The sequence below is a fragment of the Gilliamella sp. Choc5-1 genome (assembly GCF_001690595.1).
GTDB lineage: Bacteria > Pseudomonadota > Gammaproteobacteria > Enterobacterales > Orbaceae > Gilliamella > Gilliamella apicola_M.
In genome coordinates, this window is record NZ_LZHH01000068.1 from 17,814 (window position 1) to 29,892 (window position 12,079).

The window sequence follows — 12,079 nt, forward strand, 5'->3', positions numbered from 1 at the left end:
TCAAATTTTCTTGGTTCGGACAAGATCTTTGTAGCTATTCTCATCACTTAAAGCCAAAACGTCCGAAATCACAATACCAAATTCAATCAATACACCAAACAACTAACCATTATTATCCATACAGGTAAATAATTAATAGTTGTTTCTTTCAAGAAGCAAAATCCATTAACTATGAATTTGTATTTGAATTGATTACATTTATTCGCTTTACTTATTCAATCGATTTAAGTATATAATAATCTTTTTATTGATAAAAATGTTATATTGAGGTTGCGATGATTACCCATATTAGCCCATTAGGATCGATGGATTTACTTGCTCAGGCTGAAGTTGATATTCTAAAAAAATCAGCCAATAGTGAGCTTTATCAATTATATCGAAATTGCTCATTAGCGACATTAAATGCAGGAAGCAAGACCGATAATACTAAAGATTTACTTGATAGATTTAAATCTTTTGAAATCAATGTTATTAGTAAAGAGCGTGGTGTTAAATTAGAATTAGTGAATGCGCCAGAAAGCGCTTTTGTTGATGGAAAGATTATTCGCTCGATTCAAGCAAATCTTTTTGCAGTATTGCGAGATATTTTATTTTTAAATAGCCAAATTAGTACCATTAAAGAGTTAATGGCAAATGTCCAACTTGAAAAAGATCACTCTTTTTATATTACTAACCTTGTATTTTCGATTTTACGCAATGCCAATGCGCTCCATGTGGGCGAAGAGCCAAATTTGGTTGTTTGTTGGGGTGGACATTCTATTAATGAAAATGAATATTACTATGCCCGTCAAGTAGGTATGCAACTGGGCTTACGAGAGTTAAATATTTGCACAGGTTGTGGCCCGGGTGTGATGGAAGCGCCAATGAAAGGCGCCGCAGTAGGTCATGCACAGCAACGTTATAAAGAGAGCCGTTTTATTGGCATGACCGAGCCGTCAATCATTGCCGCAGAGCCACCTAATGCACTAGTTAATGAACTTATTATTATGCCTGATATCGAAAAGCGCCTTGAAGCGTTTGTGCGAATGGCTCATGGTATTGTTATTTTTCCTGGTGGTCCCGGCACTGCCGAAGAGTTGCTTTATATTCTGGGTATTTTGCTAAATCCAGCCAATAAACATCAAGCATTACCGCTAATTTTAACTGGCCCTAAAGAGTGCGAAGCCTATTTTGCTTCTATCGATAGCTTTATTCGTAGCACATTAGGCGATGAAGCAACTAAGCTTTATCAAATTGTGATCGATTCACCTGAACAAGTGGCGCGCATTATGAAAGAAGGTGTTAAGCATGTTAAATCTTCACGCTTAAAAACAGGCGATGCTTATGGTTTTAATTGGTTACTTAAAATTGATGAATCGCTACAACATCCATTTGAGCCAACTCATGACAATATGGCGTCATTAAATCTTCATAAGGATCAACCTGTTGAACTATTAGCTGCGGATTTACGCCGTGCGTTTTCAGGTATTGTGGCTGGCAATGTTAAAGAGTTTGGTATGAAGCAAATCGCTGAAAAAGGTCCTTATAAGCTACAAGGCGATAGCGAAATTATGAAGCAAATGGATAATTTATTGCGAAGTTTTATTAAGCAAGACCGTATGAAGTTACCAGGTGGAGCAGCTTATCAGCCATGTTATGAGATCTGTTATTAACATTTATTTAACTTGGTATTTCATATAATATTTAATTGTAAGCTAGCATAACTGCTTAATTTATCGTATCCGCCGATATCTTATTGGCGGATAGGTTTGGGTAAAAGGCAAATATAATTTTTATCTAAAAATTACTTAAAATATCCAATACTTCTGATACTTTTTTGACACCAAAAATTTGCATATTTTCGGGTTTCTTTTTAGGCATGTTAGCAATAGGTACAATTGCTTTTTTAAAGCCATGTTTAGCCGCTTCAGTAATGCGTTCTTGTCCACTTGGTACTGGGCGAATTTCACCACCTAATCCAATCTCACCAAAAATAACGATATCTTGCGGTAATGGGCGATTACGAAAACTAGATACTAAAGCCGAAATTAATGCCAAATCGGCACTGGTTTCGGTGACTTTAACACCACCAACCACATTAACAAAAATATCTTGATCGGCCATTTGTAGCCCACCATGCCTATGCAATACCGCAAGTAATAATGCAAGTCGGTTTTGATCTAACCCTACAGTCACGCGTCGTGGATTGCCATACATAGAGTGATCAACAAGAGCTTGAATTTCAACCAGTAATGGACGTGTTCCTTCCCACAATACCATTACCGAACTACCCGGTAGCATTTCATCACCACGGCTTAAAAAGATAGCTGATGGGTTGCTGACTTCTTTTAGACCTTGTTCGGTCATGGCAAATACGCCAAGTTCATTCACTGCACCAAAACGGTTTTTATGGCTTCGTAATGTTCTAAAGCGTGAATCAGCATCACCATCTAATAAGACAGAACAGTCAATGCAATGTTCAAGCACTTTAGGCCCTGCGAGCGAGCCATCTTTGGTGACATGTCCAACCATAATAATGGCAATGCCTTTTGTTTTGGCAAAACGCGTTAAATAAGCTGCTGTTTCACGCACTTGTGCAACACTACCGGGGGAGGATTGAATGTCAGTTAAGTGCATAACTTGAATTGAGTCAATCACCATCAGTTTAGGTTGCGATTGTTCGGCCAGTAAGCAGATTTGTTCTATGCTGGTTTCAGATAGCATATTGATATTATCAGCGGGTAATCCTAAACGATGAGCACGCATTGCCACTTGTTGGAGCGATTCTTCACCTGTAACATAAAGCGTATTCATTTGCGAAGATAGCTTACTCATGGTTTGCAGTAACAGTGTACTTTTACCTGCCCCAGGGTTTCCACCGATAAGAATAGCACTGCCCGGTACAACGCCCCCACCAAGCACGCGGTCAAATTCTGAAAACCCTGTTGAAAACCTAGGTAATGCCTCTAAGCTGATTTCAGATAATTTTTCAATTTTAGCTTGTCCAATACTGCTACCAGCATATCCTGTTAATCGATAATTACGCGATGAAGTGCTAGCAAGTCTAACTTCAGTAATGGTGTTCCAAGCGTGACATGAACTGCATTGTCCTTGCCAACGTGGGTAATCTGCTCCGCAATCATTACAAACATAAGCACGTTTTACTGCTTTTGCCAATTTAATCTCCTAACCTTCGCTTAATAAACTGGTTGATAAAATGCACCATAATCCAGTTAAATCAGCATAATTAATACTAATTCGTGCCTTTTCGACAACTTTAGGCTTACCATGATAAGCAACGCCAAGACCTGCAATACGAATCATCATCAAATCATTAGCGCCATCACCAATCGCAACCGTTTGCTCAATGGGAATATCTAGCGATGTGGCTAACTGCTGTAATGTTCTTGCTTTATATTTAGCATCAACAATTTCCCCTGTGACTTTACCAGTTAATTTACCATTTTTAATCTCTAATTCATTGGCATAAACATCAACTAATTTTAGCTTTTGCTTTAAGTGATCAGCAAAATAAGTAAAACCGCCTGACGCAATAGCAACATGCCAATTTTTTTTATGCAGTTCTTTCACTAAATAAGTAAGTCCGGGAGTAAGTGGTAAATTATCTTTCACTTGATCTAAAATAGCTTGATGTGCGCCTTTTAAAGTTGCCACACGTTTGCGTAAACTCGCCGCAAAATCAAGTTCACCATGCATCGCTTGTTCGGTCACTGCCGCAACCTGCTCACCAACACCCTGCAATTTAGCAAGCTCATCAATACATTCAATACCGATCGCCGTCGAATCCATATCCATAACCAATAATCCAGGGGATCGTAGCGTAGGTAAATTATCAATTGGTGCAACATCAATACCTAAAGTTAATGAAATCGATTTGGCTTTTTTAGGCATAACACCTGCAATACGAACAATTTGGTAAGTCTTTATTTTCCACGATGATACAATTACCATTGGCATGGCAAGTTGCTCTTGGAATTTTGACAAGATTGTCTTATTTAACTTTTTGCCATAAATAATCCAACCTGTTTTACCAGCATTATAATCCAAAGGAACCACTTCGCCACCATTTAATGAAAGCGGTAAACCCTGCCAAGATTGAATATTTTCAGGAAGATCATTGTAGGTAAGTATATAAGCCATATTAAGAAGTCTTTATAACATAAAATAAGCCCAAAATTTACCATAACTATTAAAGATTGTCCAAGTGAGGATTTTGTTGTTCACCATCCACTTTTATACTTAAACAAGTATGTTTCCTGAAACTTTTTGACAAAATACATAACAAATAAATCAGTAATTTATCTTCATTCATTTCAAGTGGTGCTTATATCAAGCTTAAACATTCAATGCCCATAAGCAAAGTTGCTCCAATACAAGCTCTAATCTTTCGCCATATAGAGTTAATTTATATACAACTTTTAAAGGTGGTTTATCAGCAAAAACGCATTGAGTAATTAGAGGATGTTGATCTTTCAACGACCTCTAATATAAATAATGAAAAATAAATAAAAAAAACAAATAAAAAACAGAAAAATATTATCCAGACCACAATCGAACAAACAACTCCTTATCTAAATAAATTTTTTCTCTACTATTAATTGTAGCCATTTTAGTGAAATGGCTTATTCGTTAGTAACCTTTATTATCTTAATCAAAAAAAATATAACTAACTGAATATATTATTAAATAATTTATAGTAAGAGGTTTTTTATGCCTAAAAGAAATAATCGTGTTCGATTCCATATAGCAATACTTATGTTATTTGCTATTGTGATTAATTATTTAGATAGAACTGTAATGTCTGCAGCTGCACCTATTATTGCTATTGATTTAAATATTTCACCTGAAGCGATGGGATGGATCATGTCTGCATTTTTCTTAAGCTATGCATGTTGCCAAATTCCTGCTGGATTCCTTGCAGATCGTTTTGGACAAAGAACAACTCTTGCAGGTTCGGTAACTTGGTGGTCTTTAGCAACAGGTGCAACAGCACTCGCAACATCTCCTATCGGTTTTATTTTTGCTAGGGTGTTTATGGGGATTGGAGAAGCTGCCGCATATCCTTGTAATGGGGGGATTACAGCAAAATGGTTCCCTGATCGAGAAAGAGGACGCGTTACTGCACTATTTGATAGTGGTTCACGTTTTGGTACGGCATTCACCATGCCTCTTGTGGTTTGGATTATTGCTGCCTGGGGTTGGCATGCTGCGTTTTTTATTTGTGGAGCTTTAGGGCTTATTTGGGTTGTTTGGTGGTTATGTGTTTATCGAAACCCAGAACAACACCCTAGCATCAGTACAAAAGAATTAAAATACATTCGTGACGGTCAAATCAAAAAAGAAGGAATAGATACTATACAACCAATGAAATGGTATCAATTATTAAAATATCGTAATGTGCTTGCCATGTGTATTGGATTTTTTATGCTTAATTACGCAGTCTACTTTTTTATTACTTGGTTCCCAACCTATTTAATGAAAGAACGAGGCTTAAGTTTAACTGAAATGGGCATTCTTGCTATGTTACCGCCTTTATGTGGAATCATTGGACAATGGATTGGAGGTTGGTTAACTGACTTTATTTACATAAAAACAGATAACATTAATCTTGCCAGAAAACTTAATCTGGTCGGTGGTATGTTAATTGCAACATCAATTTCATTTGCTGGTTTAGTTAATTCTATAGCCATAATGATGACTCTGCTTTGTATTTCATATATTGGTCTTGCTTTTGCTGGTTCAGCCATTTGGTGCCTACCAGGCGATGTTGCGCCAAGAAATATGACATCTGTTTTAGGCGGGATCCAAAATACGGTTTCAAATTGCGGAGGTATATTAGGTCCAATTGTAACAGGATATATTATTGGTGCAACAGGCTCATTTATGTATGCGTTAGTAGTTTCAGGTTGTGCTTGTGCAATAGGAGCACTTGTCTACTTATTTGTATTGAAAGATATTAAACCAATTACAGAAAATCAAACTACTTTATAACTTAGCCATTTTATTAGAAGATCCTATTAAAAATATTTGGTAGGATTTTCTTAAACTCTTATTATTATAATAACATTATCGAGAAAAATAATATGGGCAGAAGTCAAACATTAAGGCAAAATACCATTAATCAATTTATTGATTGCATTAATAACAAAATATTATCATTTCCATTACCTTCTATTTCAATTCTTGCTGATGCATTTAATGTTAGTAGAACAACTATCCGGGCAGTACTTGAGCATTTGTGCAAAAAAGAAATCCTACTATTGAATAACAATGAATACCATTTATTACGAGAACCAACAAATGAGGATAAGATAGTTTGTATTTTTGAAAAAAGATCGGTTCAAGATAAAAAATTCGAAACCTATTTTTACCATTTAATAAATAACAAGAAATTATTACCAGGCGATAATTTTAATGAAATTCAACTAGCTAAAGACACAAATGTAAATCCCATTGTTGTTCGTGAATTTTTATTACGTTTTTTACATTATGGGCTTATTAATAACATAAAAAAGGGAGAGTGGGAACTAGTTACATTTGGTAAAGATTATGTAGAAAATCTTTATGAATTTAGGAGTGTTTTAGAAATATTTGCTCTTAAAGCATTTATGATCCAACCTGATAATCATATCAACTGGATAAAAGCACGAGAGTTATTACAACGCCATAAGAATTTTCAAAAAAACATTCAAGATGAATATACACTTTTTTCAACACTCGATCGTGATTTTCATCAGTTAATTTTATCTTGTAATGATAATCCTTTTTTCATGCAGTCTTTTGATTTAATTTCTGTTATATTTCATTTTCATTATCAGTGGGATAACAGTAATTTAAAAGAACGTAATAGTATTGCTGTATCGGAGCATATTGCAGTATTAACAGCAATTTTACAAAAAAATGAACAGGCTGCCATCTCAGCGTTGTGCCGACATTTAAATACAGCTAAAACATCAATGCAAGAATCAATTGGTGGAACATTACCTATAAAAAACAGATAAAAAACAAAAAATTTTTATATTCAACACGAAACAACTAAAAAAATAAATACTACTTTTTATCTTCTTTTATAGTTCTCTTTACTTACTAGCTAATAACTTAATAAAGAGAACTATTATATGAATAAACAACTAAATAGATCTAATTTTCCTGGTCCTAGCTATCCTGAAAAAATCCTCCAATTTGGTGAAGGAAATTTTTTAAGAGCATTTGTTGATTGGATTGTTGATAATCTAAACCAAAAAACAGACTTCAATAGTGGCGTAACTATTGTAAGACCGATTGATACCCATCAACCATCAATCAACGAACAAGATGGGCTTTATACCACAATTGTTCGTGGGCTAAATGAACAAGGTGATGCTATTGCAACACCTCGAATTATCTATTCCGTTAACCGAGAAATTTTGATATATCAAGATTATCAATTATATTTAAAATGTGCTGAAAATCCTGACTTAGAATTTATTTTTTCCAATACCACTGAAGCAGGAATAACATTTAGCGATAAAGATAAAGCAACCGATACACCGCCAACAACCTTCCCTGCGAAATTAACGTGTTTTTTATATCATCGATTCGAATTTTTTACCGGAAAAAGGGATAAAGGTTTAATTATTATTCCATGTGAACTAATTGATTATAATGGCGAAAGGCTAAAAGAGTTGGTACTAGAATATGCAAATTTGTGGCAACTTGGTGATAGTTTTATTACGTGGATAAACGAAAGTAATACATTTTGCTCAACATTAGTAGATCGTATTGTAACAGGTTACCCAAAAGATGAGACCACACAAATTGAACAACAACTGGGCTACCAAGACCAATTTTTAGATACAGCAGAATACTTTTATTTATTTGTTATCCAAGGACCAAATTGGTTAAAACAAAAATTAAACCTTAACCAAGCAGACTTAAACATTTTAGTTGTTGATGATATCAAACCTTACAAAGAAAGAAAAGTTGGCATCTTAAATGGCGCTCATACAGCTATGGTTCCCGTCGCTTATCTTGCTGGACTGCGTACTGTAGGTCAATGTATGGATAATCCGCAAATTGAAACATTTGTTAAAAATCTCCTAATTCAAGAAGTGATCCCGACTCTATCTTTGGATCAGGATCAGTTAAAACAATTTACTGATGAAGTATTAAAACGTTTTAAAAATCCATTCATTAAACATGAATTAATGTCTATTTCATTAAATTCATTAACGAAATTCAAAACTCGTTTGTTACCACAATTATTAACCTATAGCAAACAATTTAACCAACCGCCAAAATATATTTCCTTTGCTTTAGCTGCTCTTATTGCCTTTTATCGTGGAGAGTATCAAGGCCAAACTATTCCATTAACTGATGATGAACATTTATTAGCAAAATTTAATCAATGGTACCCTCTTTACCAAAATGATGTAAAAACATTAGTCACAAACATCTTAAAAATGACAGAGCATTGGGGAATAGATTTAAATCATATTGCTGGATTAAACGATTTAGTAACGGAATATCTGGAAAATATTTTATCCCATGATATTAAAGATTATATTCCAAACCATTAAACCTTAGGAGTCAAATTAATGCCTAAAATGAAATATATTGTTATTCCAGAACCTGGAAAAGTTGAAATCAAAGAAATGGAAAAACCCACTTTACAAAAGGGAGAAGCAATCTTAAGAGTATTATATGGTGGGATTTGTGGTTCAGACATGGGGACGTACAAAGGTACTTTTCTTTATGCTAGTTATCCTCGCATTCCTGGTCATGAATTTTCGGCCGAAGTTGTTGAAGTAGATGATAATGAGCATGGAATCGAAAAAGGGATGATTGTTACAGCAAATCCTTACTTTAATTGTGGTATATGTTACTCTTGCCGACGTGGGTTTATCAATTGCTGCACACGGAATCAAACACTTGGCGCACAGCGTGATGGTATTTTTAGAGAATATTACAGTATGCCAATTGAACGTATTTATGATGGTAAAGGATTAGATGCATTAACACTTTCAATGATTGAGCCATTTTGCATTAGCTATCATTCAGTTCAACGCACATCTGTAAAAGAAGGAGATAGAGTATTAATTGTTGGTGCCGGACCTATCGGTTTATTTGCTGTTATGGCTGCTATATTAAAAGGGGCTGAGGTTTATGTAAGTGACGTCATGCAATCACGATTAGATAAAGCTTTATCATTAGGTGCAAAAGGTGTTATTCGAACAGATAAAGAAAATTTTGAAGAAAAAGTAAAAAACTTCACTCAAGGTGATGGTTTTGATGTTTGCATTGAATGTGCTGGGTTACCACAAACTTTCCAAAATTGCATTGATGCCGCAGCTTACCGAGGTCGCATTGGTTTAGTTGGTGTTAGTAAGCAAAAATTAGATTTTGCCTTTACTCAAATTCAAACAAAAGAGTTAGATATTTTTGGTTCTCGTAATGCTCTCAAAAAAGACTTTATCGAATTAATCAATCTAGTCAGCTCAGGAAAATGTGATGTTAAAAAAATCATTACTGATGTATACCAATTAACTGATGCTGAAAAGGCATTCAAAGAAATGCAAGATGATCCTAGTGCTCGACTAAAATCAGTAATAAAAATCAGTTAACATAATAACAGTTTTCCAATTAATTCCGCTATAAAAATAGCGGAATTGTGCATTATAGGAATGAGTTTATGAAAAAAACAATTAAAATAAACGATAATGATAACGTCATTATTGCATTAGAGCCATTACATCAAGGCGATATAATCATTAGCGAACCATTGGTAACTCAACACCAAATCATTGTGTTACAGGATATTCCTTCAGGTCATAAAATAGCAATTAAACCAATTGAACAAGGTGAAAATATTGTAAAGTACGGTTTCCCTATTGGCCATGCAACACAGGCGATTAAAATAGGCGAACATGTACATACTCATAACGTAAAAACGAATCTTGGTGAGCTTAATGAGTATCAATATCAACCATCTATAAAGGAAATCTCAACACAAATTAGCGATAAAGAAGTCAATCTTTATCGAAGAAAAAATAAAGATGTTGGTATTCGTAATGAACTTTGGATCATTCCTACTGTGAGCTGTGTTAATGGTATTGCTGAACAGATTCGTAAACAGTTTTTAGCTGATATTTCTCAAGAGCCCTTACAAAAATCATCTAATTTTGATGGTGTTCATCTACTTTCACACCCATATGGTTGTTCACAATTAGGTCTCGATCATCAAACCACTAAAACCATATTACAAGATATGGTCAAACATCCTAATGCAGGTGGTGTTTTAGTTATTGGTTTAGGTTGTGAAAATAATCAAGTTAAGGCATTTAAAGAAAGCCTTGGAGAGTATAATAATGAACGAGTGCGTTTCATGATCGCTCAAGACATTGAAGATGAAATTACAGAAGGTGTCAACTATTTGCACGAACTATATCAAATAATGAAATCTGATCAACGTCAACAAGGTAAACTAAGTGAACTTAAATTTGGCCTTGAATGTGGTGGCTCTGATGGATTATCTGGCATTACTGCTAACCCATTATTAGGCAAATTTTCTGATTATATAATTATACATGGCGGCACAAGTGTACTAACTGAAGTTCCCGAGATGTTCGGTGCAGAAACGATTTTAATGTCTCACTGTATTAATAAACAAACATTTGAAAAAACCGTAAATATGGTTAACAACTTCAAACATTATTTTATGTCATATAATCAACCTATTTACGAAAATCCCTCCCCAGGCAATAAAGTAGGCGGTATTACTACACTAGAAGACAAATCTTTAGGTTGCACACAAAAAGCGGGAAATAGTGCAGTTATTGATGTTTTAGAATATGGTGAAAGACTTCAAAAAACTGGGTTAAATTTATTATCTTCTCCTGGTAATGATGCTGTTGCAACAGGAGCATTAGCCGCAGCAGGCTGTCATATGGTGCTATTTTCCACAGGAAGAGGAACTCCTTATGGTGGTGTAGTACCAACCGTAAAAATTTCAACCAATTCAGCTCTGGCTCAAAAAAAGAAGAACTGGATTGATTTTGATGCTGGGCAATTAGTAAATGGGGTCAAAATGGACAAATTATTAGAACAATTTATTGATCTAATTATACAACTTGTTAATGGTAAACAAACATGTAATGAAATTAATCAATTTAGAGATTTATCTATTTTTAAAAATGGAGTCACCGAATAATTTTATTTTACTTTTTTATAATAACTCAAGTTTAATTTGAGTGACAACTTTTGATGAGAATTAAACAAAATTAACGCCGTATCACAAACGAAAGGTATGGCGGTTATATCATAAAAAAACAATTACCATCATAGATTTAACTAAATCGCTATAAAAAACGTATTTTAGCAAAATGCGATATATCGATACTAAATGTTTAGCTAGAATATTTTATTTATAACACCATACATTTTATGTTAACGATGTGGATCGGCTACACTAATTCATACAACTTTTTTAAGGGGTAAGGTAAACTTATCACAACTAAAAAAGAAACAAATATGAATAAGATTAAACGCAAAAGACGAACATTCACAGATGATTTTAAACACCAAATGGTCAGTCTTTATCAACATGGTAAATCACGTAGTGAAATCGTTGCCGAATATGATTTGACACCATCAGCTTTGGACCGTTGGATAACGCAATCAAGCCAAAGTGGCTCATTTAAAACAAAAGATAATCGCAGTCCACAAGAACAAGAGCTAATCGCGTTGCGTAAAGAGCTTAAACAGCTGCGTATGGAAAACGATATTCTAAAGCAAGCAGCACTGATAATAGGGCGAAAATCGCTATCCTAAAAGCAAATCAACATCGTTATAGCATAACAAAGCTATGTCAATATTTAGGATTATCAAGATATTATGCTTATTATCAGTGTAAATTGAATAGACAAAAATCAGTAGGGCTTTATGCCGATAAAATCGTGACGCTATTTAATCAGAGCTATCAGTCTTATGGTACAAGACGAATTCGTTTTGATTTACAAAAAGAGAATATTTGGGTGTCACGCCGTTACATTGCTCGGGTGATGAAAGCCTTATTGCTGGTATCAAAATACACCGTTAAACG

At 34.5% G+C, this 12,079-nt stretch carries 11 protein-coding genes; 8 read left to right on the forward strand and 3 right to left on the reverse strand.

All coding sequences use genetic code 11. From position 1 onward, the window contains the following. Positions 1 to 275 precede the first annotated feature (275 nt). On the forward strand, positions 276 to 1,652 hold the full coding sequence (ppnN, locus tag A9G35_RS06330) for a nucleotide 5'-monophosphate nucleosidase PpnN (protein ID WP_065636142.1): 1,377 nt from the start codon (positions 276 to 278) through the stop codon (positions 1,650 to 1,652). A 124-nt stretch (positions 1,653 to 1,776) separates the two neighbouring features. On the opposite strand, the gene radA is transcribed toward ppnN, so the two are convergent. The 3 genes from radA to A9G35_RS14125 all read right to left on the reverse strand — a co-directional run bounded on the left by radA (position 1,777) and on the right by A9G35_RS14125 (position 4,476). Beyond that, a complete protein-coding gene (gene radA / locus A9G35_RS06335; protein WP_065636143.1) occupies positions 1,777 to 3,156 on the reverse strand; it encodes a DNA repair protein RadA in 1,380 nt (459 codons plus the stop codon). A gap of 9 nt (positions 3,157 to 3,165) precedes the next feature. Further along, positions 3,166 to 4,140: a phosphoserine phosphatase gene (gene serB / locus A9G35_RS06340; protein WP_065636144.1), complete on the reverse strand. Its 975-nt coding sequence runs from the start codon at positions 4,138 to 4,140 to the stop codon at positions 3,166 to 3,168. Positions 4,141 to 4,335: 195 nt separating this feature from the next. Then, a complete protein-coding gene (locus A9G35_RS14125; protein WP_141673803.1) occupies positions 4,336 to 4,476 on the reverse strand; it encodes a winged helix-turn-helix transcriptional regulator in 141 nt (46 codons plus the stop codon). A gap of 234 nt (positions 4,477 to 4,710) precedes the next feature. On the opposite strand from A9G35_RS14125, the gene A9G35_RS06345 reads away from it, so the two are divergent. From A9G35_RS06345 to A9G35_RS12890, 7 genes are all read left to right on the forward strand, one after another. Continuing rightward, the gene (locus A9G35_RS06345; RefSeq protein WP_065636145.1) at positions 4,711 to 5,991 is read left to right on the forward strand and encodes an MFS transporter; all 1,281 of its coding nucleotides are present in this window, start codon (positions 4,711 to 4,713) and stop codon (positions 5,989 to 5,991) included. 92 nt (positions 5,992 to 6,083) lie between these two features. After that, positions 6,084 to 7,001, forward strand: coding sequence for a GntR family transcriptional regulator (locus A9G35_RS06350; protein ID WP_065608744.1), 918 nt, complete (start codon positions 6,084 to 6,086; stop codon positions 6,999 to 7,001). 117 nt (positions 7,002 to 7,118) lie between these two features. Continuing rightward, the gene (locus A9G35_RS06355) at positions 7,119 to 8,558 is read left to right on the forward strand and encodes a tagaturonate reductase (protein ID WP_065636146.1); all 1,440 of its coding nucleotides are present in this window, start codon (positions 7,119 to 7,121) and stop codon (positions 8,556 to 8,558) included. A gap of 27 nt (positions 8,559 to 8,585) precedes the next feature. Continuing rightward, on the forward strand, positions 8,586 to 9,602 hold the full coding sequence (locus tag A9G35_RS06360; protein WP_065608765.1) for a zinc-binding alcohol dehydrogenase family protein: 1,017 nt from the start codon (positions 8,586 to 8,588) through the stop codon (positions 9,600 to 9,602). A gap of 68 nt (positions 9,603 to 9,670) precedes the next feature. Further along, entirely contained in the window at positions 9,671 to 11,188 is a 1,518-nt protein-coding gene (locus tag A9G35_RS06365; protein WP_065636147.1) for a UxaA family hydrolase, read from the forward strand. A 320-nt stretch (positions 11,189 to 11,508) separates the two neighbouring features. Continuing rightward, on the forward strand, positions 11,509 to 11,808 hold the full coding sequence (locus A9G35_RS06370) for a transposase (protein ID WP_065585449.1): 300 nt from the start codon (positions 11,509 to 11,511) through the stop codon (positions 11,806 to 11,808). 83 nt (positions 11,809 to 11,891) lie between these two features. Next, positions 11,892 to 12,079, forward strand: a 188-nt coding sequence (locus tag A9G35_RS12890; protein ID WP_141673804.1) for an IS3 family transposase, incomplete at its 3' end; no start/stop codon positions are given.

What these genes read in the sequence shown, in the direction of transcription:
- ppnN (WP_065636142.1), top strand. Translation starts at nt 276, where the DNA reads ATGATTACCCATATTAGCCCATTAGGATCGATGGATTTACTTGCTCAG.
- serB (WP_065636144.1), bottom strand. Translation starts at nt 4,140, where the DNA reads ATGGCTTATATACTTACCTACAATGATCTTCCTGAAAATATTCAATCT.
- A9G35_RS06345 (WP_065636145.1), top strand. Translation starts at nt 4,711, where the DNA reads ATGCCTAAAAGAAATAATCGTGTTCGATTCCATATAGCAATACTTATG.
- A9G35_RS06350 (WP_065608744.1), top strand. Translation starts at nt 6,084, where the DNA reads ATGGGCAGAAGTCAAACATTAAGGCAAAATACCATTAATCAATTTATT.
- A9G35_RS06355 (WP_065636146.1), top strand. Translation starts at nt 7,119, where the DNA reads ATGAATAAACAACTAAATAGATCTAATTTTCCTGGTCCTAGCTATCCT.
- A9G35_RS06360 (WP_065608765.1), top strand. Translation starts at nt 8,586, where the DNA reads ATGAAATATATTGTTATTCCAGAACCTGGAAAAGTTGAAATCAAAGAA.
- A9G35_RS06365 (WP_065636147.1), top strand. Translation starts at nt 9,671, where the DNA reads ATGAAAAAAACAATTAAAATAAACGATAATGATAACGTCATTATTGCA.
- A9G35_RS06370 (WP_065585449.1), top strand. Translation starts at nt 11,509, where the DNA reads ATGAATAAGATTAAACGCAAAAGACGAACATTCACAGATGATTTTAAA.